Annotated in this window: 19 protein-coding genes; 7 read left to right on the top strand and 12 right to left on the bottom strand. The window is 70.0% G+C overall.

The window, feature by feature from the left end; all coding sequences use genetic code 11:
• Positions 1-67: 67 nt before the first annotated feature.
• Positions 68-1,093: an alpha/beta fold hydrolase gene (locus ABEG18_RS09120; protein WP_406857747.1), complete on the bottom strand. Its 1,026-nt coding sequence runs from the start codon at positions 1,091-1,093 to the stop codon at positions 68-70.
• 223 nt (positions 1,094-1,316) lie between these two features.
• Here ABEG18_RS09120 and ABEG18_RS09125 point away from each other — a divergent pair, with 223 nt between their 5' ends.
• Entirely contained in the window at positions 1,317-2,960 is a 1,644-nt protein-coding gene (locus ABEG18_RS09125) for an FAD-dependent oxidoreductase (protein WP_406857748.1), read from the top strand.
• A 52-nt stretch (positions 2,961-3,012) separates the two neighbouring features.
• On the opposite strand, the gene ABEG18_RS09130 is transcribed toward ABEG18_RS09125, so the two are convergent.
• On the bottom strand, positions 3,013-3,900 hold the full coding sequence (locus ABEG18_RS09130) for a LysR family transcriptional regulator (protein ID WP_406857749.1): 888 nt from the start codon (positions 3,898-3,900) through the stop codon (positions 3,013-3,015).
• A gap of 102 nt (positions 3,901-4,002) precedes the next feature.
• Between ABEG18_RS09130 and ABEG18_RS09135 the strand changes: the two genes are divergently transcribed.
• On the top strand, positions 4,003-4,620 hold the full coding sequence (locus ABEG18_RS09135; RefSeq protein WP_406857750.1) for a pyridoxamine 5'-phosphate oxidase family protein: 618 nt from the start codon (positions 4,003-4,005) through the stop codon (positions 4,618-4,620).
• Between the two features lie 41 nt (positions 4,621-4,661).
• On the opposite strand, the gene ABEG18_RS09140 is transcribed toward ABEG18_RS09135, so the two are convergent.
• From ABEG18_RS09140 to ABEG18_RS09180, 9 genes are all read right to left on the bottom strand, one after another.
• Entirely contained in the window at positions 4,662-5,408 is a 747-nt protein-coding gene (locus tag ABEG18_RS09140) for a DUF72 domain-containing protein (RefSeq protein WP_406857751.1), read from the bottom strand.
• Positions 5,405-6,262: an oxaloacetate decarboxylase gene (locus tag ABEG18_RS09145; protein ID WP_406857752.1), complete on the bottom strand. Its 858-nt coding sequence runs from the start codon at positions 6,260-6,262 to the stop codon at positions 5,405-5,407. The genes ABEG18_RS09140 and ABEG18_RS09145 overlap by 4 nt, the downstream gene beginning before the upstream one ends.
• A 59-nt stretch (positions 6,263-6,321) precedes the next feature.
• Positions 6,322-7,515, bottom strand: coding sequence for an ABC transporter substrate-binding protein (locus tag ABEG18_RS09150; RefSeq protein ID WP_406857753.1), 1,194 nt, complete (start codon positions 7,513-7,515; stop codon positions 6,322-6,324).
• Between the two features lie 79 nt (positions 7,516-7,594).
• Positions 7,595-8,317 carry an ABC transporter ATP-binding protein gene (locus tag ABEG18_RS09155; protein ID WP_406857754.1) on the bottom strand — a complete coding sequence of 241 codons (723 nt, stop codon included), beginning with the start codon at positions 8,315-8,317 and terminating at the stop codon, positions 7,595-7,597.
• Positions 8,314-9,045: an ABC transporter ATP-binding protein gene (locus ABEG18_RS09160; RefSeq protein WP_406857755.1), complete on the bottom strand. Its 732-nt coding sequence runs from the start codon at positions 9,043-9,045 to the stop codon at positions 8,314-8,316. The genes ABEG18_RS09155 and ABEG18_RS09160 overlap by 4 nt, the downstream gene beginning before the upstream one ends.
• Complete coding sequence (locus ABEG18_RS09165; RefSeq protein WP_406857756.1) at positions 9,042-10,007, bottom strand: branched-chain amino acid ABC transporter permease; 966 nt, start codon at positions 10,005-10,007, stop codon at positions 9,042-9,044. Before ABEG18_RS09165 ends, ABEG18_RS09160 begins: the two co-directional genes overlap by 4 nt.
• A complete protein-coding gene (locus tag ABEG18_RS09170; protein WP_406857757.1) occupies positions 10,004-10,885 on the bottom strand; it encodes a branched-chain amino acid ABC transporter permease in 882 nt (293 codons plus the stop codon). Before ABEG18_RS09170 ends, ABEG18_RS09165 begins: the two co-directional genes overlap by 4 nt.
• 36 nt (positions 10,886-10,921) lie before the next feature.
• Positions 10,922-12,256, bottom strand: coding sequence for a phenylacetate--CoA ligase family protein (locus ABEG18_RS09175; RefSeq protein WP_406857758.1), 1,335 nt, complete (start codon positions 12,254-12,256; stop codon positions 10,922-10,924).
• A gap of 15 nt (positions 12,257-12,271) precedes the next feature.
• Positions 12,272-13,054 (bottom strand): citryl-CoA lyase, encoded by a 783-nt coding sequence (locus tag ABEG18_RS09180; protein ID WP_406857759.1) that lies wholly within the window; start codon positions 13,052-13,054, stop codon positions 12,272-12,274.
• Between the two features lie 172 nt (positions 13,055-13,226).
• Between ABEG18_RS09180 and ABEG18_RS09185 the strand changes: the two genes are divergently transcribed.
• On the top strand, positions 13,227-13,934 hold the full coding sequence (locus tag ABEG18_RS09185; protein WP_406857760.1) for a GntR family transcriptional regulator: 708 nt from the start codon (positions 13,227-13,229) through the stop codon (positions 13,932-13,934).
• A gap of 102 nt (positions 13,935-14,036) precedes the next feature.
• On the opposite strand, the gene ABEG18_RS09190 is transcribed toward ABEG18_RS09185, so the two are convergent.
• Entirely contained in the window at positions 14,037-14,960 is a 924-nt protein-coding gene (locus ABEG18_RS09190; RefSeq protein WP_406857761.1) for a manganese catalase family protein, read from the bottom strand.
• A 221-nt stretch (positions 14,961-15,181) separates the two neighbouring features.
• Between ABEG18_RS09190 and ABEG18_RS09195 the strand changes: the two genes are divergently transcribed.
• The 4 genes from ABEG18_RS09195 to ABEG18_RS09210 all read left to right on the top strand — a co-directional run bounded on the left by ABEG18_RS09195 (position 15,182) and on the right by ABEG18_RS09210 (position 18,841).
• Positions 15,182-15,862, top strand: a complete 681-nt coding sequence (locus ABEG18_RS09195; protein ID WP_406857762.1) for an FCD domain-containing protein — start codon at positions 15,182-15,184, stop codon at positions 15,860-15,862.
• 9 nt (positions 15,863-15,871) lie between these two features.
• Entirely contained in the window at positions 15,872-17,284 is a 1,413-nt protein-coding gene (locus ABEG18_RS09200) for an MmgE/PrpD family protein (protein WP_406857763.1), read from the top strand.
• 72 nt (positions 17,285-17,356) lie between these two features.
• Positions 17,357-18,322 carry a Bug family tripartite tricarboxylate transporter substrate binding protein gene (locus ABEG18_RS09205; RefSeq protein WP_406857764.1) on the top strand — a complete coding sequence of 322 codons (966 nt, stop codon included), beginning with the start codon at positions 17,357-17,359 and terminating at the stop codon, positions 18,320-18,322.
• Between the two features lie 33 nt (positions 18,323-18,355).
• Complete coding sequence (locus tag ABEG18_RS09210; protein WP_406857765.1) at positions 18,356-18,841, top strand: tripartite tricarboxylate transporter TctB family protein; 486 nt, start codon at positions 18,356-18,358, stop codon at positions 18,839-18,841.

The following is an 18,841-nucleotide window of genomic DNA, read 5'->3' on the forward strand; positions in this document are numbered from 1 at the left end:
GACGGCGTCCAGCGAAGGTCTTGGCTCCGCCGCCGCGCGGAGCCAGGACCCGCGACGCAGGGACTGGTCAGGCGCGAGCGATGTCGAGCACGGCCTGGGCGAAGGCGCGCGGCGCCTCCTGCGGGAGGTTATGCCCCACGCCGCCCGTCACGAGCCGGTGCTCGTATCGCCCGGTGAAGCGCTTCGCATAGGCGGCGGGCTCGGGATGAGGAGCGCCGTTAGCGTCGCCCTCCATGGTGATCGTGGGCGCGCCGATGGCCGGGAACGTCGCCAGTTTCGCTTCGACGTCGTCGTAGCGGGCCTCCCCCGGCGCGAGGCCGAGCCGCCAGCGGTAGTTGTGGATGGTGATCGCCACGTGATCGGGATTGTCCAGCGACGCGGCCGAGCGGGCGAATGTCGCGTCGTCGAACCGCCATTGCGGCGAGGCGAGCTCCCAGATGAGCCGAGCGAAATCCCTGGTGTGCATCGCGTAGCCCTCCTGGCCGCGCTCCGTGGCGAAGTAATACTGGTACCACCACTGCAACTCGGCCCTGGGCGGCAGCGGCGCCCGATTGGCCTCCTGGCTGCCGATCAGGTAGCCGCTGACCGAGACGAGGCCGCGGCAGCGCCCGGGCCAGAGAGCCGCGAGGATGTCGGCGGTGCGCGCGCCCCAGTCGTAGCCGGCGAAGACCGCCCGCTCGACCTTCAGCGCGTCCAGGAAGGCGAGGGCGTCGATGGCGAGGGCCGCCTGCTGGCCGTTGCGCATCGTGTCGGCGGAGAGGAAGCGGGTGGCGCCGTAGCCGCGAAGATGCGGGACGAGCACGCGAAGTCCTGACGCCGCCAGGATTGGCGCGACCTCGGCGTAGCTGTGGATGTCATAGGGCCAGCCGTGCAGCAGCAGCACGGGCGGGCCGTCGGCGGGCCCGGTCTCGACATAGCCCACGCTGAGCAGGCCGGCCTCGACCTGCTTGACGGGCCCGAAGGCCTCGGCCGAGCCTGGCGAACCGCCTTGGGCCCGGGCGCGGTCCGCTAGACCGACGGGCGCCGCGGCGAGAGCGGCGGCTGCGCCGGCGAGGAGCGTGCGGCGGTGGAACTGAGGTTGGACGGTGGACATGGCGTGCCTCCGGGGGGTGAGAGCGGCGACGGTCGGCTCCGGCCCGACGGCCATGGGAGAGCCTCCCTGGGGCAGCCTTCCAGAATGCGAGAAAAAGGGGGAGGGCCGTGGCCGCGCCTCGCCGATAATGTGATCGATCGTGATCGCCGGGGCGGGCTCGCCCGCCAGACCCTCCCGTCCGGTCATGACCCGAGGATGCGCCGACCAGCCGACGGAGGATTGCGTGACATCGATCGCCAGCCGCGAACACCAGATGTTTCCCACGCTCACCCCGGGCCAGATGGATCTGGCCCGCCGCTTCGCGAGCGGACCCGAGCGCCGCTTCCAGCCGGGCGAGGTCATTTACGCGATCGGCGCGACCGACGCGCCGGCTTGGCTCGTCCTTCAGGGCTCGATCGAGGTCATCCGCCGCGACGGACTGACCCACGAGGCCCTGATCACCACGCATCATGAAGGGCAGTTCTCGGGCGAGGTGAACCAGCTTGCGGGCCTCCCGGCGATCGCGGGCGGCCATGCTGGCCCGCAAGGCTGCACGGCGCTGCCGTTCGACGCCGCCCACCTGCGCGCGCTGATGGTGGGGTCGGCGGAACTGGGCGAGATCGTCATGCGCGCCCTGATCCTGCGGCGCGTCGGCCTCATCGCGGAGGGCGGCGCAGGGACGATCCTCATCGGCGTGCCGGACAGCCGCGAGGTCGTGGAGCTGCAGGGGTTCCTGAACCGGGCGGGACTGCCCAACCTCGTCCTCGACGTCCGGGACGACCAGGAAGGGCGCGCGCTGGCGGTGCGCACGGGCGTGCTGCCCGAGGAGTTGCCGCTCGTGGTCTGCCCGGCGGGCCCCGTCCTAAAGCGGCCGACGGTCGAGGAACTGGCGGCGTGCCTTGGCCTGGTGCCGGAGATCGATCCCGAGCGCATCGTGGATGTGGCCGTCGTCGGCGCCGGGCCGGCCGGCCTCGCCACGGCGGTCTATGCGGCCTCCGAGGGGCTGTCGGTGCTGGTGCTCGACGCCCGCGCCATGGGCGGGCAGGCCGGCGCGTCCGCGCGGATCGAGAACTATCTCGGGTTCCCGACCGGGATCTCTGGCCAGGCGCTCGCGGGCCGGGCCTTCAACCAGGCCCTGAAGTTCGGCGCGGAGGTCGCCATTCCGATCGCCGTCGAGCGCCTCGATTGCGACGGCGGCGCATTGACCCTGGCCTGCGCGGGCGACCGCCGGGTCAAGGCGCGCGCGGTGGTGATCGCGTCCGGCGCCCGCTACCGCCGGCCGGACATCCCCAATCTGGCGGAGTTCGAGGGCGCGGGCGTGTCCTACTGGGTGTCGGCGGTCGAAGCCCGCCTCTGCGCGGGCGAGGAGGTGGCGCTGGTCGGCGGCGGCAACTCCGCCGGCCAGGCCGTCGTGTTCCTCGCCCCGCAGGTGAAGACGCTGCATCTGGTCGTCAGGCGCGACCTCGAAGAGACCATGTCGCGCTATCTGATCGAGCGCATCCACGCGCTCGCCAACGTCGAGATCCATGTCGGCAGCGAGATCGCCGGCCTGGAGGGGAGCCGCGCGAGGGGCCTGACGGCGGCGACGTTCCGCGACAGGCGCGACGGCGCCCTGCACACCTGTCCCCTGCGCCACATGTTTCTGTTCATCGGCGCCGACCCGAACGCCGACTGGGCGCGATCCTGCGTGGAGACGGACGGCAAGGGCTTTGTCGTGACGGGCTCCCGCGGGCTCCCGCTGGAGACCAGCATGCCCGGCGTGTTCGCCATCGGCGACGTCCGAGCCGGATCCACGAAGCGCGTCGCCGCCGCCGTCGGCGAAGGCGCCGCCGTGGTCGCCCAGATCCATTCCCTCTTCGCCCAGCAGGCGGCCCGGGCGACGGCGTGAACCCGACGGGGCGCGAGAAGCCCGGCGAGTTTGGCGCGTAAGTCTGCGTCGGTCACCCGAGGTCCGCCGGGCGGAGCGCCCGCTGCGCAGCCTGAAGGAACGCGCGCAGGTTGGGAGACCCGCGGCGGTTCGCCGGAAACACGAGGGTGACCGGCAGGGGAGGGGGCTCGGACGCTGGCAGGATCCGCGTCAGGGAGCCGTCCGCCAGGCGCCGCGTCACCTGATAGGACAACACCCTCGCGATCCCCAACCCGCTCAGGACGGCGTCGATGGCCGATTCCACGTCGTTCGTGAGCAGCCGGGGCTCCACCCGCACCGGCCGGCCCTCGGCGAAGCGCCATTCGCCGTTGGCCGTGAAGTTGTCGAAGGCGACGAGGTCGTGGCCGGCGAGGTCGGCCACGGTCGCCGGCTCGCCCCTCGCCGCCAGGTAGGACGGGCTGGCGACGAGGACGCGTCGAACCTCGGTCAGCCTGGCCTGGTGGAGGGCGCTGTCGGCCAGCTCGCCGATGCGCACGGCGGCGTCGACTCCCTCCTCGGCCAGGCGAACGACCCGGTCGGCGAGCTGCAGCTGGACCGAAAGCTTGGGGTGGGCTTGCAGCAGGCCGGTGACGATGGGCAGCACGTGCATGCGGCCGAAGACGACGGGGGCCGTCACCGCCAGCCGGCCGCGCGGCTCGGCGTCCTCGCCCCTGACCCGGCGCGCGGCGTCGTCCAGCTGGTCCAGGGCGGACTGGCAGGCGTCGAGATAGGCGGCTCCCTCCGGAGTGAGGCTCACGGACCGCGTCGTGCGCAGCAGAAGCGGCGCCCCGAGCTCCTCCTCCAGCAGCGCCACCGCGCGGCTTGCGGCCGTCGCCGAAAGCCGGAGCTGACGCGCAGCGCCCGCGAAACTGCGCAGGCGGGCGACGGCGGCGAAGGTGCGCAGCGCCAGCATCCGGTCCATGGATCATCCCGCTGGTTGAAACGATGTCGCGCCATCTTGGCGGATTATCGCCCCAGCGGACAGGGCGCATGGTCTTTGCACACGTCCCATCGGAGACTGGCCATGACTGACGTTCCTTCCAGCGACATCGCCTTCACGCCGCGGGTCAAGGCCCTGCAGGCGCAACGCGGATCGCGGTCCGCTTACGCCCGGATGGAGGAGCGCGGCGGCTTCCGCACCGCCGTGACGCCCGAACTCGCGGCCTTTCTCGCCGAGGTCGACACGGCCTTTCTGGCCACCGCCAACGCCAAGGGCCAGCCCTACGCCCAGCATCGCGGCGGGCCGGCGGGCTTCATCCGGGTCGTCGACGAGCATACGCTCGGCTTCGCCGACTTCTCGGGCAATCGGCAGTATGTGACCACCGGGAACCTCCAGGAGAACGAGCGAGCCTTTCTCTTCCTGATCGATTACGCCCATCGCCGGCGGGTGAAGCTCTGGGGCCGCGCCCGCGTCGTGCAGGATCCCGACCTCGTCGCCCGGCTCATGCCCGAAGGTTATGAGGCCCGCCCCGAGCAGGCCATCCTGTTCACGGTCGAGGCGTGGGACATCAACTGCCCGCAGCACATCCCCCGCAAGGTCGACGCCGCCGCCGCCGCGGCCGCCCTCGCGCGGCTCGAAGCCGAGCGGGACAGGCTCGCGGAGGAGAACGCGGCGCTCAGGGCCAGGCTCGGGGAGCGATGAGCCGGATCCAGCGAAAGGATCCGACCGGCCAAGGGATCCTGTCAGCGGCAGCCCGGGCCGAGCAGCCTGACCAGCGCAAGCGCGTCGCCTGCGGCCGCATAGGAGGTCGTGTTGTCGAAGATGCACCAGGTCTGGGACCCGGCGTCCGCCGCAGCCCGCATGACGGAGGCCAGCGCGTCCAGCCGCTCTCCCGCATAGGACGATCGGTAGATCTCCGGCGAGCCATGCAGGCGGAAATAGGCCAGGCCCGACCAGCCGCCGGGCCGATCGGCGCCGCTCGCCCGAGGCGGATCCGCGGCGACCCTCGCGACGCGGCGCGCTTGCAAGAGATCGTCCGCCTCGGGCCCGAACCAGGATGCGTGCCTCGGCTCCAGAACGATGTCGCCGCCCGTCCTGTCGCGAAATGCGGACAGGAACGCGCCGGCTTCGATCGCCGCAAAGACGCGCTTGGGAGGGAGCTGGATCAGGATGGGACCGAGCTTGTCGCCCAGACCCGCCGTCTCGGCGAAGAACGCATCCAGGTCGGGCTCGATGTCGCTCCAGTCCGAATGCGTGACGCTTTTCGGCGCCTTGACCGAGAAGCGGAACGACGGCGGCGTCGAGGCGCTCCATTGCTCATAGGTGGACCTGCGGTGAGGCCGGTAGAAGGAGGTGTTGATCTCGGCCGCCGGGAACACGGCGGCGTAGCGCTCAAGATGGCTGCCGTCGGCTGGGAAGGCTTCGGCGTGGATGCTTGGAATGCTCCAGCCGGCCGTGCCGACGAAGCACCGGGGCCGCCCCTGCGTCATTCGGCGTTGCGCTTCTCGAAGTCCCACACGCGCTCGAAACCGATCATGCGGACGAAATCCGAGAACCCGGCCAGCTCGCCGCTCCATCCCAGGGTCGAGCCGGTCTTGCGCATGTGCCCGTAGAGGGAGGACAGCGCGGCGGAGGCGGCCAGAAGGCCGGCGACAGGATAGATGGCGATCTTGTAGCCGAGCCCTTCCAGGTCCTGCTGCGACAGGATCGGCGTGCGTCCGCCCTCCACCATGTTGGCCAGGAGCGGGACGTCGAAGGCCGAGCCGATCCTGCGCATCTCCTCCTCGCTCTCGGGCGACTCGATGAACAGGATGTCGGCGCCCGCCTTCAGGAAGGCTTCGCCCCGGCGCAGGGCCTCGTCGAGGCCGTGGCCGGTCCTCGCGTCCGTCCGGGCCACGATCTTGAAATCCCGGGACGACCGCGCCTCGGAGGCGACCCGGATCTTGCGGGCGGCGTCCGCCATCGGGATCACGCGCCGGCTCGGCGTGTGGCCGCACTTCTTGGGGAACTCCTGGTCCTCCAGCTGGATCGCCTGGGCGCCCGCGGCCTCGTAGCCGCGCACCGCATGGTCGACGTTGAGAAGGCCGCCATAGCCGGTGTCGCCGTCCGCGATGAGCGGCGTCGCGACGCCCTCGGCGATCTGCCGCACCCGGCCGACCATGTCCGTGTAGGTGGCGAGCCCCGCGTCCGGGTAGCCCAGATAAGAGGCGACGACGCCAAAGCCCGTCATGTAGAGGGCGTCGAAGCCGGCGGCGTCAGCGAGCTTCGCCGAAACCATGTCGTAGACGCCGGGCGCGACGATCATGCCCGGCTGGGCGAGGCGGTCGGAGAGGGTGACGGGCATGGCTATACCTCGTGGAAAGCCCCGGCGGCGGCGCCGCCGGGGTGGAGCCGAAAGGCCGGTTACGGGGCCGGATAGGTGATCTTGGCGTCGGCCTTTTCAGCCGGCCAGACCACTTCCTGGCCGCCGTCGGGCTTGTACTGGACGGCGATCATGCTCTTGTCCGTGATGAGCTGGTGCTTTCCGCCCATCTCCGAGGCCGTGTAGGCGACCTTGCCGTAGGGCGTGTCGAAGGTCATCGATCCAAGCTTCTCGAGGACCTTGGCCCGATCCCACGATCCCGCGGCCTTGGCGGCTTCGGTGAGCGTCTGCATGGCGACGTAGCCCTGCACGGCGCTCGAGACGACTTCGCCGCCCCGCTTCGCCTCGGCTTTCTTCACCCACTCGGCCAGACCGGGCGTCTTCTGCTTGGCGGACCACAGGTCGATCACGACCACGTTGTCGCCGGCCGTCCCGAAGTCCGAGCGCTTCTCGCCCGCGCCCTGGGTGACGAGCAGCTTCGGCTTGACGCCGAGCTGGGCCGCCTGGCGGGCGATCTGGATGTTGTCGCCCGAGTAGCCGATCAGGAACAGCACGTCCGGGTTGAGCCCCTTGGCGCGGTTCAGGATCGGCGAGAAGTCGGGCGTTCCGGCGCGGAACGGCTCCTTCATGACGACCTCGAGGCCGGCCTCCTTGGCGTATTGTTCCGTGAACTTGGCGCCGTCCGTGCCGTAGAGCTTGTCCTCGAAGGCGATCGCCAGCGTCTTCACGCCCGGGATGCTCTTGAAGAAGTTCACCGCGGCCTTCTGGCGGTGATAGTCCCAGATATAGACGTGATAATACCAGTCGTTCTTGCCGAAGGTCTCTTCGAGCCTGACCGAGGACGAGCCCGGATGCACGAAGATGGGCTCGTAGCGCTGCAGCGCGCTCAGGAGCGCGAAGTCGGCGGTGCTGCCGAAGCCGCCCACCACCGCGTCGACCTTGTCCTGGGTGGCCAGCTTCGCGGCGATGCCCGCGGAGGTGTTCGGCTCGCCCTTGGTGTCCTCGACGACCAGTTCGATCTTGCGGCCGAACAACCCGCCGGCCGCGTTCACCTCGTCGGCCGCGTACTGGACGCCCCAGAGAATCTGCGCGCCTCCGCCGGCCAAGGCGCCCGTCAGCGGCAGGGGGACGCCGATCTTCAGCGGCGCGTTCTGCTGCGCCATCGCGGGCGTCAGCGTCGCGACGGCCGCCGCCGCAGCGGCCGCCAGCAGGCGGCCCAGGCTTTTACTCATCATGGTCGTTCTCCTCCCTCGTTGTCCGCTCCTTGCCGGCGGACATGCATCGAGCGCGGGCTCGGGCGGCGCTGGGCGCCGCTCACAGGCCCAGATAGGCGATCCTCAGTTTTTCGTTGCTGCGCACCTCCTCCACCGTGCCGCTCAGGGCCACGCGTCCTTCGTCCAGCACGAGACAATGGTCGGCGACGCTGACCGCCGCGGCGAAGTTCTGCTCCGCCATCACGACGGCGCAGCCGCTCGTGGCCTTGATGCGGCCCAGCGCCTCGAAGAGCTCCTCCACCAGCTTGGGCGAGAGCCCCGCCGAGGGCTCGTCCAGCACGAGCACGCGCGGCTCGATCATGAGGGCGCGTGCGATCGCGAGCATCTGGCGCTGCCCCCCGCTCATGGAGCCGGCCAGTTGCCCGAGGCGCTCCTGCAGGACGGGAAACAGCTCGAAGGCGAGGTCGAACAGCCGGCTCCGCTGGCCGGGCCTGGACGGCCGGTCCGTGGCCTCGAAGGCGCCGCGGAGGTTCTCCTCCACGGTGGCGTTGCTGAAGCATCGCGCCCCGTCCGGCACATAGGCCACGCCGGCGCGCGCCAGTCCCCAGGCGGGGAGGCCGGAGAGGTCGGCGCCGTCCAGGCGGACGCTGCGCCGTGCGACGTCCACGGTCCCGACCACCGCCCGCAGCGCCGTCGTCTTGCCCGCCCCGTTGGGACCCAGCAGCACCAGCAGTTCTCCGCCCGACGCTTCGAAGGATAGCTTGGGGATGACGGTGAGCTCGCCATAGCCGGCCCTCTCCAGACTGACCTCGAACCGGTTCACAGCTTGAACCCCTTCCCGAGATAGGCTTCGCGCACGTCCGGATCGCTCAGCACCGCATGGGGCGCGCCCTCCGCCAGCACCTTGCCCTGGTTGAGCACGACCGCATGCCCGCACAGGCGCGCGATGATCTTCATCACGTGCTCGATCACCACGATGGTGACGCCGGAGGCGTGGATCTCCCGCACGAGGCCGATGACCTGGTCGGTGTCCTCCAGGCTCAGCCCCGCCATGGACTCGTCGAGCAGCAGGACGCTCGGACGACAGGCCAGAGCCCGCGCGATCTCCAGCCGGCGCAGGTCCGAGACGGACAGCTGGCCGCAGCGCGTGCCGACGTCCGGCTTCAGCCCGCAGTATCGCGCGAGGTCGCCCGCGCTGCGCGCGCCGCCCGGCATCGGGCGCTCCGACCTGGCGTAGAGGAGCGGGACGGCGATGACCTCGTCGATGGTGAGGTCCTTCGGCACGCGCGGCACCTGGTAGGTCCGGGCGAGACCCCGATGGACGATCCTGTCGGGACGCAGCCCCTGCACGGGCTCGCCGCCCAGCAGCACCTTGCCCTGGCGCGGCGGGATCTGGCCCGAGACCATGTTGACGAAGGTGCTCTTGCCGGACCCGTTCGGCCCGATCAGCGCCGTGATGGCCCCACCAGGGATGTCGAGGCTGACATCGTCGATGGCCCGTAGGCCGCCGAAGGCGACGGTGCATCCGTCGATGCGCAAGGCCGCCGTCATGCCGCCGCCCTCGCCTTGGCGGGCGCTCCGCCCCCGGCGCCCCGGCGGCGGCGCAGCAGCCTGCGCCCGAAACCGACGAGGCCCTCCGGCATGCCGACGATGAACAGGATGATCACCGCCCCATAGACGACCTGGTATCCGACCCCGCCCACGAAGTGGCGGGCGAGTTCCTCCAGCATCCGCAGCACGACGGCGCCGACGACGGGGCCGAGGGTCGTGTCCATGCCGCCCAGGATGGTGACCGCGAGCGGCAGGACGTTCCAGTTGGTGGTGAACACGTCCTCGGGGATGACGTAGCCGTAGAGGCCGCAGTAGCAGGCGCCCGCCAGGCCGGCCACCATGCCGGACACCGCGAAGGCCAGGATCTTCAGGCGCGTGACCGGCACGCCCGAAGCCGCCGCGAGGTCGGGATTGTTGCGGATCATGAAGAAAGCGGGCCGGAAGCGGCGCCCGAGGAACACGTCGCTGACGATGGCCGCCGCGACCAGGCACCCGGTGATGAAGAGAAGCTGGCGGGGAGGGGACCCGCTCGCGATCACCGGCGGCATGATGCCCGTCGAGCCGCCCGTGATCCCGGGCGTGACCAGGATGAGGACCTGGATCGACAGGCTGAACGACAGGGTCGCGATGGTGAAGTAGAGCCGGCGCAGCCGCAGCGTGATGGCCCCGAGCACGACCGCCACCGCGGCGCAGAGCAGGATCCCGAGGGTCCAGCCCAGCACCGGGCCGACCACGGGCGTCAACAGGCCGGATCCGTAGCCGCCGATGCCGAAGAACGCCGCGTGCCCCAGCGAGACCTGGCCGGTGCGGGACAGGATGTCCCAGGCGAGAGCCAGGATGGCCGAGATCAGCGTGCCGATCGCCACCTGGATCAGGAAAGGGTGGTCGGCCGCCAGGATCAGCAGCGAGGGCGTCGAGATCGCCCCATACAGGCCGAGGCGGGCGAGGATGGTCCTGCTCATGCCTGGGCCTGCTTGCCGAACAGCCCGCTGGGGCGAACCACCAGCACGAGGAGCAGGATCAGGAAGGCGATGCCGAAGCCCCAGCTGCCGCCCTGCGGCACGAAGGTGCTGATCAGACCCTCCGTGAGCGCCAGGATGGCGCTGCCGATCAGAGCGCCCGGGATGTTGCCGAGCCCTCCCAGCGCGATGATCGCGAAGGCGCGGATGACGAGGTCGACGCCAACCGTGGGCTGGACGTAAAGGATTAGCGCCACCAGGCCGCCGGACACGCCGGCCGCCGCTCCCCCGATCACGAAGGAGAGCTCGAACACCCGGTCCACGTCGATGCCGGCATGCATCGCCAAAGCAGGGTCGTCGCTCGCAAAGCGCATCTGCGTGCCGTAGCGGGTGTGATTGCGCAGCATGTACATCGCCGCGAAGAGGAGCAAACCGACGAGCGCGACCGCGATGTTGTTGCCCGGCACCGTGACGCCCGCGACGTTCAGCGACGGCAAAAGCTGCGGCGCCTGCATCACGCGCGGGTCGGGCGACCAGGCGATCACGGCGAGGTTGAGGATCAGGATCGACAGGCCGAGCGTCGCCAAGAGCTGGTTGTGCTCGTCCTGCTTCAGCACCCGCGCCAGAAACCCCCGGTAGACCAGGGCCGAGAAGGCGCCGAGAGCGAGCCCTGAGGCCGCCATCCCGAGCCAGGGCGACACCCCGAACCGCATGTGCAGCCAGTAGGTCAGGAAGGCCCCGAGCATCACGAACTCGCCGTGGGCGAAGTTGATGATCCGCGTCACGCCGACGGTCAGCGTGAGGCCCGCCGCCACCGCCGCATAGAGGCCCGCCATCGACAGCGCGAGCAGGACGGCCTGCGCTACGGACGCGAAGGTCATGGCCGGCCTCCCGGGCGGGGAGGGGCGCCGCCCTGCTCAGTCATCCGCCGCCTCCTCGGTGGCTTCCGAGAAGTCGAGCAGGCGCGACTTGTACTCGCTCCGGGGCAGCGACCCATAGGAGGCGAGATGCACCCGGGTGGTCACCACGAGCGTCGCCCGGATGTCGTGTTCGATCCGCTCCCGCAGCGCGTCGGACCCGGCCTCGTTCTCGGCGAGCTCGACGACCACCTTCAGCGGCGGCGCCTGCTTCACCCCCTTCGCGGCGGGGCGGACCGAGACGACGCCCGTCACGGCCGGAGCCTGACGGTTGACGACCTCCCGGATCGCCGAGGGGAATACGTTGACGCCGCGCACGATCAGCATGTCGTCCGTCCGGCCGATGCAGCGAACCCGCGGCGAGGTGCGCCCGCAGGCGCAGGGCCCGGTATGGACCACCACGTGGTCGCGGCTGCGAAAGCGCAGCTGCGGCGCGCCGCGATGGCGCAGATGGGTGTAGACGAGTTCGCCCCGGGCGCCGTCCTCCACCGGCACGGCCTTGCCGGTCTCGGGCTCGATCAGCTCGAAATGGACGAAGCCGCGACCGGAGAAGTGCATGCCGTGCTGCTCCTCGCACTCGCCCCACAGCGAGACCGAGATGTCGCCGATGCCCATCGCCTCGGTGACCTTGGCGCCCCAGGCGGCTTCCAGCTTCGCCCGCATCGCGGGTTCGCCGCCGCCGGGCTCGCCCGCCACCATGATGCGCTCGATGCTGCTGTGGGGCAGGTCGAGCCCCCGCGCTTCGCCGATCTCGGCGAGATGCAGCGCATAGGACGGGGTGCAGGCCAGCACGTGGGGCTTCAGCAGCTGCACGGCCGTGAGCAGGCGCTCGGTGTTGCCGGTGCCGACCGGGATGTGGCAGAGGCCCAGGCGTGGGAAGGCGTCCAGGGCCGCGCCGGCCACGAAGGGCCCGGCGTTGTAGGTGGAGATGAGGCGCTGGCCCGGCGCGAGGCCGGATGCGCCGTAGCTGCGGGCCGAGGTGCGCACCCAGTTCTCGAGATCCCCCGCCGTCAGCGGGATATAGCTCGGCACGCCGGTGGTGCCGCTGGTGGAGAAGATGCGCACCACCTCCTCGAGCGGCGACGCCAGATGCGTCCCGATCGGATCGGCGTCGCTGCGGCTGGCCCGCAGCTCGTCCTTCTCGGTGAGCGGCAGCGCCGCGATGTCGTCCAGCCCGCCCACGGACTCCGGCGTGCGGTAGCCGTTGCCTTCGAGCTTCTCGCGGAAGAAGCGCGAGCGCTCGAAGAGGAAGCGGACCTGCTCGCGATAGAGCGGGTCGTCCTGCGCCTTTTGCTGCGCCCAGGGCAGCGTCTCGATGGCGGGTTCCTGCAGCATCTCGGGGGTCCTCGCTCAGCCGGCCGGATCGTAGGCGACGGCTTCCTCGGCGTGATGCGCCAGAAGGAACCCGATGGGGCGGCGCTGCTCTTCGGCGAGGTGGCCGAGGAGCCCGGCGGTGCGCGCCAGGATCGGGATCGCCTTGGTCATCGTGGTCGGGAAGCCGAGATCCATCAGCACGGCCGCGATCGGGCCGGAGACGTTGAGCGGCATGGGCCTGCCCCAGACCTGCGCCACCGCGGTCCGGAAGTGCTTGAGAAGCTCCACGTTCCGACCGGCGATCCCGCGCTCGTCCACCAGCGCCAGGATCCGCTCCGTGCGCGGGTCGACGGGGTGGTGGATGGGGTGGCCGAAGCCCGGCATCTTCTCGCGCCGGCCGCGGACCTCGGTCGCGATCTGCAGCGTCGCCTCGGCCGGCGAGGCGCCGGCGTCGACGCGCTTGGCCGCGTCGGCGAGCGCCTGGGCGCAGAGCTCGGCGCTGCCCAGGACCACCGTGCCGCAGCCCAGGATGCCGGCCGCGACCGCGCTCTGCAGGCTGTCCGGCGCCGCCGCCAGGGTCATGCGCGCCGCCTGCGCGGTGGGCGTCAGGCCGTGCTCGGCGATCGAGACCAGAAGCAGGTCCAGGAAGAAGCGCTGCTGCTCGGACGGCTTCTGCCCGGTGACGAGGAAATAGAAGAACTCCGTGAACCCGTAGTGGCCCATCAGGTCGTTCGCGAGGTCCAGCCCGCGGATTTCGATCCGGTCGGGGGTGGACGTGCACATCCCGCTGACAGCCGGGACTGACTTGCCGATCAACATGGGGCGTCTCCTGCAGTCGCGCACGCCGGAGAGCCCGGCCGGCCCTGAAGGCGCGGCGGTGGTGGGGCATGTCCTCCGAGGCGCGTTCGGCCTTTTTTGTTTCCTTATCTTGTAGGACAATATTGCCGGGCGAACCGTTGTCAACCGAGAGTTTCGCTGCTAGGCAGATCTCATGTCGGCCGTTGTGACCACCGCGCCAGAGCCGCAGGAGAGCGAGAGCGGCCGCCTTCGGGGCGGCACGGTGGACTATGTCCTGGAGCATCTGCGCACCGGCGTGATGCAGGGCCGCTACGCCCCCGGCCAACGGCTCATCGAGGCGGATCTGACGCGCGATCTCCGGGTCAGCCGCGGCCCGCTGCGCGAGGCGTTCCGCCGGCTATCGGCCGAGGGCCTGTTGGAGATCGTCCCGCACCGGGGCGCCCTCGTGCGGCGTCTCACGATGCGCGAGATGAAGGAGCTGTTTCAGATCCGGGTCGGGTTGGAGACGCTGGCGGCTCAGTTCGCCGCCGAGGCCATGGCCGACCCGCGCGTGCGCGACCGCTTCCAGCGCAAGGTCCAGCCCATCTGGAACGACGCGCCGCGGGTCGCCGGGCCGGATTACCTGGACGAGAACCACGCGTTCCACGACGCGATCACCGAAGCCAGCGGCAACGAGCAGCTCTTGAGGCTCACGCGGCAACTGCGCCTCACCGTCCTCATGTACCAGCTGGTCGGGACCCTGAAGCCTGAGAACATCGCGGCTTCGCTCGCCGAGCACAGGCTCATCGCCCAGGCGATCCTCGACCGGGACGCCGACGCGGCGCAGCGCTATGTCAGGGCGCACCTAACCCGCGCCTTGCAGGTCGCCGAAAGCATGCCGAACGGGGCGTTCTCGCCCTGAACGGCGCAGCCATCAAGGGCATGCGGGCCGCGGCTCCGCGGCGCATCAGGATTGTCCTGAGCGCCGCGAGACCAAGCCGCGTCCGGGCGTGACGCGGCCCGTTCAGCGGGACTTCTTGTAGAGCTTGGTGGCGATCTCGAACATTTCCTCGGGCGCGTAGTCCGGCGTGAACGCCGACGGCACGCCGGTGAGCTGATGGATCTTGCCGCCGTCCGGCATCCCTTCGACGACCTCCAGCTCGCCGGGCGGATCGGTCGGCAACGCGACCTCTCCATTGCCCCAGATCCCCGACATGTCCTTGTAGTCGTCGGGGCTGAACGTGTAGAGGCGCCGGTGGGAGCCCTCCTGGAGGAATTTCTGGCACTCGGGGATCTTGCCGAGCGGGATGTTGGGGGTGGGCAGCATCTTCTCGATCTCGACGCCGGTGATCTTCTTCAGCGCCAGCGCATAGGCGTGGGCGTGGACCGAACCGCGCACCAGGAGATAGCCGCAGACCTCGCGGCCGGTCGGGTCCGTCAGGGTCTCGTACACCCGCAGCTTGTGAAGCCTCGCCCCGCATTCCAGGTGGAAGTTGTGGAGGAGATCCAGGACCACATTGCCGGTGGTGGTGATGAAATCGTTGTTCCAGGATTGCCCGTTGCTGTTCACGGGCGTGACGCCGCCGCCGTTCGACAGGAAGGCCGCGGCGAGCCGGATGTCCTTCATGTCCTCGAACGGCGCGCCTGAGATGTCGCCTCCGTCCTGCTCGTCGCCGTCATTGTCGGGACCGTTGTTGAGCATCGCCACGCCGTTGCTGACCAGCTCGACGTGACCGAGCTCCTCGGCCGTGATGCTCGCGACCAGGCTGTAGAACGGCCGCAGCTTGGCCTTGCTGCGAAAGTTGAAGCTCTGGAACATGTAGTTCCCGAGCGTGCTCATTTCGCCGTATTTGCCGCCGAGCAGCTCCTGCAGGGCCGCGGCGGCGTTGGGATCCTTTCGTTTGGGAGCAGGCAGCTCGGCCTGCAACTTGTCGATGCGCATGAACATGGCGGTTCCTCGGTCTGGGCCGAACACCGCGTCGCGCCGTGTCCGTGATTCGAAGCAGGGTGAACAGCGCCCATCGGCGATTGTTCCGCCGCCTGCCGGGCCGCGCGCTTTGGCGCCGGGCGGGCTTCCGGCGGTGCCGCGAGCCTGGCCGGAGAGGCTTCGATCGCAAAGTGTCGCCTGACGATTGTTGACAATCGACAGCGGTTCGGCATCATGATCCCATGTCCGCGCATGAAGCCATCGCGTTTCTGAAGAGCCGGTCTCTGGGCGTCCTCATCGAGCCCGAGATCGAGCGGATGATCATGTCCGGCGAGATCAAGCCGGGCGATCGCATCAACGAGAACGCCCTCGCGGTTCGCTTCGGCACCAGCCGCGGTCCCATCCGGGAGGCGCTGCGCTCCATGGAGGCCGGCGGCCTCGTGGAGCTGGTGCCCAATCGCGGCGTCTTCGTGCGCAGCCTCGACCTCGCCACCGCCTGCGCGATCTACGAAGTCCGCGCCGCGCTGTTCGGCATGGCGGGGCGTTGCGCCGCCGAGCGGGCCTCGCAGGCCGAGGTCGAGGAGCTCGGCGCCATGGTGGCCGACATGGACCGAGCCGTGGAGGCCGGGGATTTCGAGACCTACTACCCGCTGAACCTCGCCTTGCATCGCGCCATCCTGGCGGCGTCGGGCAACCGCCTCCTGGCGGCGCAATACGCCAGCCTGATCAAGCAGCTTCATTTGTATCGCGCCCGCAGCCTGGTGGAAGGCGGCGGCCTGCATGTGTCCAACCAGGAGCATCGCGCCATGGTGGACGCCATCGCGGCGCGCGACGCCGAGCGCGCCCACCGCACCCATTTCGACCACGTGATGCGATCGCTGGACCGGCTTCGCGCCGCACCCACGCCCGCCACCTCAACATAAGGCCAAGCCATGACGTCGCGCTCCATGACCCCGGAAGCGATCCGCTTCATCGAAACGGTCCGCTACGAGGACCTGCCCGAGGAGGCGCTGCGCATCGGCCGCCGCTGCATGGTGGACACGCTCGGCCTCTATCTGGCCGGCGGCCTCGAGGGCTCGGTCAAGATGCTCGCCGCCGACGCCGTCGAGAATGGCGGCCGCCCGGACGCCTATGTGATCGCGGCCGGCAAGGCGAAGGCTCCGGCCGCTCTGGCGGCCCGCGTGCTCGGAACCGCCGGCCACGCGCATGACTGGGACGACACGCAGGTGTCGCACGATCCCCGCCACGTCTATGGCCTGCTCACCCATCCCTCCGTGCCGCCGCTCACGGCGGCGCTCGTGATGGCGCAGCGCCTCGGCGGCGTCGACGGCAAGCGCTTCATGCTCGCCTTCCAGACAGGCTTCGAGGTCGAGTGCAAGATCTCCGAGTGGATGAAGGACCGGCACTATCGCCGCGGCCACCACACCAGCGGCACGGTCGGCACCTTCGGGGCCGCGACGGCGGCCGCCAAGCTGCTCGGCCTTTCGGGCGACAAGCTCGCGCATGCGCTCGGCATCGCGGCCAGCTTCGCGGCCGGCATCCGCTGCAACTTCGGCACCATGACGAAGCCGCTCCATGTCGGCCGCGCGTCCGAGAACGGCGTCACGGCGGCGCTGCTGGCGGCGCGCGGCTTCACGGCCGATCCGGAGGCGCTCGATGGCCAGTGGGGCTTCTGGGTGGTGATGGGCGAGGGAGCGGACGAGAGCAAGTTCGAGCAGGGCTTCGGCAAGACGCTCACGATCGTGGACCCGGGCGTCAGCATCAAGCCCTACCCGTCGGGCATTCTCACGCACCAGTCCATGGACGCCATGCTGAAGCTCGTGCGCGAGCACGACCTGAAGCCCGACCAGGTCGAGACCATCCGCTTCTACGCCGGCAAGAACATCACCGAGCCGATCCGCTACCCGGTGGCGCAGAACCACCTGCAGGCCAAGTTCTCCATGCCGGCGCTGCTGTGCATGATCGTGCTCTGCCGCCGCGCCAGCCACCATGAGTTCGAGGACAGCTTCGTGGCCGGCGCCGCCATGCAGGACATGCAGCGCCGCACGCAGGTCATCGTCGACCCAGAGATCGACGCCAAGGGCTACGACCTGATCCGCTCGCGCATCGAGGTCGACACCAAGGACGGCCGCACGCTCACCCAATGGGCGGACGAGCGCTATCGCGGCGGGCCGTTGAACCCGATCAGCGACGCCGACCTCGAAGGCAAGTTCCGCATGTGCGCCGAGGGCGCCATCGATGACGCCCGGCAGGACCAGTTGCTCGACGCCGTGCGCGGCCTCGACAAGGCGGCCGACGCCGCCAAGCTTGCCGAGCTGATGATCTACGACGCGGCCGCCCGCTAGGGCGACGGCGTATCGACGGTGCGGCCCACAAGGGCCGCAGGGCGCTCCGGGAATGCGCCGAGGGAGGAAGTCATGGGCAAGCTCAAGGCAGCAATGCGGCTCGCCGTGGCGGCGGCCGCTGTCGCGTGCGGGATCGGGATCGCGCAGGCCGCGCCCGAAGCCTATCCGCAAAAGGTCGTCACGCTGGTGACGCACTCCAGCCCGGGAGGCGGCAGCGACGTCTTCCTGCGCGAGATGATCAAGTACCTGAACCGCTACATCGACGCGACCTTCGTGGTCGAGAACGTGCAGGGCGGCAGCGGCGCGCGCGCCATGTCCAAGGTCGCGACCTCCAAGCCGGACGGCGCCACCTTCTACGCCATCACGCCGACCTACGTGTTCACCTCGCTGATGAGCAAGGTGCCCAGCACCTACAAGGACATGCAGCCCGTCGTCACCGTGTTCTCGGACGCCGAGGTATTGTTCACCCGCACCGACGGGCCGTTCAAGTCGCTGAAGGACGTGATCGCGCACGCCAAGGAGAAGCGCGGCCGCTGGGGCGTCGCCAACCCGGCCTCGCTGGAGCGCCAAGCGGCCGAGCGCCTGAAAAAGGCGGCCGGCGTCAACGCCGCGATCGTCTCGCACGAGGGCGGCGGCGACATGATGATCAACGTGCTCAACGGCACGCTGGATGTCGGCGTGGGCGAGATCCAGGAGCTGCGCTCGCAGCTGGAGGCCGGCAAGGTGCGCCTGGTCGCCACCTTCAACAGCAAGCGTCTCGACGGCTACCCCAACGTCCCCACCGTCAAGGAGGAGGGGTTCGACGTGGTGGTGCAGAAGTTCCGCGGCCTCGCCGGCCCGAAGGGGCAACCGCCGGAGGTGCTGGCCATCTGGGAGCGGGCGATGCGCAGCCTGATCGCGGATCCCGATTACAAAAAGGTCTACGCCGCCGAGAGCCTCGTCCCCGAGGTGCAGGGCTCCGCCGGCGCGACCAAGCTCGTCGACGATTTCGCGGCCGAGTCCGAGGCCTTCCTCAAGGAGGCGGGCGCGGCCAAGTAGCCGCCGCCGTCTCGAGCCGCAGGAGCGCGGGTCATGCACAAGGACATCCAGAGCGGCCTCGTGGTGGCCGCCGTGGGATTCCTCTACCTCTGGGGCCTGCGCGGCATCAGCGAGACCACGCTGTCGGACGAGGTGGGGCCCACGGGCATTCCCTATCTGCTTGGGATCGCGCTCGCCTTGACCGGGCTGCTGATCGCCGCGCGTGGCGCGCTGATGGCCCGCAAGGCTCAGCCCGCCGTCGCGGCCGCTCCCGCGCCTGACGATGACGACGAGGCCGACGCCCCAGCCTGGCGCGCCATGAGCTTCCTGGGCCTCGGCGTCCTGTTCATCGGCGCAGCCTGGCTGGCCGGCTACGTGGCGGCCGGGATCGTGCTGCTCGCCGCCACCGCGACCTTCGAGGGCATCCGGCCGTCGGCGCGGCTTGCGGCGCTCGCAGTCGGCGGCGCCGTCGGCTTCTGGATCGTTTTCGTGAAGCTGCTCGGCATCGACCTGCCGCACGGCGTCCTCTTCGGGGGCTGA

It is taken from the genome of Alsobacter sp. KACC 23698, from assembly GCF_045348435.1.
Classification (GTDB): Bacteria; Pseudomonadota; Alphaproteobacteria; order Rhizobiales; family Beijerinckiaceae; genus Alsobacter.

What these genes read in the sequence shown, in the direction of transcription:
- ABEG18_RS09180 (WP_406857759.1), bottom strand. Translation starts at nt 13,054, where the DNA reads ATGTTGATCGGCAAGTCAGTCCCGGCTGTCAGCGGGATGTGCACGTCC.
- ABEG18_RS09165 (WP_406857756.1), bottom strand. Translation starts at nt 10,007, where the DNA reads ATGAGCAGGACCATCCTCGCCCGCCTCGGCCTGTATGGGGCGATCTCG.
- ABEG18_RS09210 (WP_406857765.1), top strand. Translation starts at nt 18,356, where the DNA reads ATGCACAAGGACATCCAGAGCGGCCTCGTGGTGGCCGCCGTGGGATTC.
- ABEG18_RS09120 (WP_406857747.1), bottom strand. Translation starts at nt 1,093, where the DNA reads ATGTCCACCGTCCAACCTCAGTTCCACCGCCGCACGCTCCTCGCCGGC.
- ABEG18_RS09170 (WP_406857757.1), bottom strand. Translation starts at nt 10,885, where the DNA reads ATGACCTTCGCGTCCGTAGCGCAGGCCGTCCTGCTCGCGCTGTCGATG.
- ABEG18_RS09185 (WP_406857760.1), top strand. Translation starts at nt 13,227, where the DNA reads ATGTCGGCCGTTGTGACCACCGCGCCAGAGCCGCAGGAGAGCGAGAGC.
- ABEG18_RS09135 (WP_406857750.1), top strand. Translation starts at nt 4,003, where the DNA reads ATGACTGACGTTCCTTCCAGCGACATCGCCTTCACGCCGCGGGTCAAG.
- ABEG18_RS09195 (WP_406857762.1), top strand. Translation starts at nt 15,182, where the DNA reads ATGTCCGCGCATGAAGCCATCGCGTTTCTGAAGAGCCGGTCTCTGGGC.
- ABEG18_RS09190 (WP_406857761.1), bottom strand. Translation starts at nt 14,960, where the DNA reads ATGTTCATGCGCATCGACAAGTTGCAGGCCGAGCTGCCTGCTCCCAAA.
- ABEG18_RS09205 (WP_406857764.1), top strand. Translation starts at nt 17,357, where the DNA reads ATGGGCAAGCTCAAGGCAGCAATGCGGCTCGCCGTGGCGGCGGCCGCT.
- ABEG18_RS09175 (WP_406857758.1), bottom strand. Translation starts at nt 12,256, where the DNA reads ATGCTGCAGGAACCCGCCATCGAGACGCTGCCCTGGGCGCAGCAAAAG.
- ABEG18_RS09130 (WP_406857749.1), bottom strand. Translation starts at nt 3,900, where the DNA reads ATGGACCGGATGCTGGCGCTGCGCACCTTCGCCGCCGTCGCCCGCCTG.
- ABEG18_RS09140 (WP_406857751.1), bottom strand. Translation starts at nt 5,408, where the DNA reads ATGACGCAGGGGCGGCCCCGGTGCTTCGTCGGCACGGCCGGCTGGAGC.
- ABEG18_RS09160 (WP_406857755.1), bottom strand. Translation starts at nt 9,045, where the DNA reads ATGACGGCGGCCTTGCGCATCGACGGATGCACCGTCGCCTTCGGCGGC.
- ABEG18_RS09150 (WP_406857753.1), bottom strand. Translation starts at nt 7,515, where the DNA reads ATGATGAGTAAAAGCCTGGGCCGCCTGCTGGCGGCCGCTGCGGCGGCG.
- ABEG18_RS09200 (WP_406857763.1), top strand. Translation starts at nt 15,872, where the DNA reads ATGACGTCGCGCTCCATGACCCCGGAAGCGATCCGCTTCATCGAAACG.
- ABEG18_RS09145 (WP_406857752.1), bottom strand. Translation starts at nt 6,262, where the DNA reads ATGCCCGTCACCCTCTCCGACCGCCTCGCCCAGCCGGGCATGATCGTC.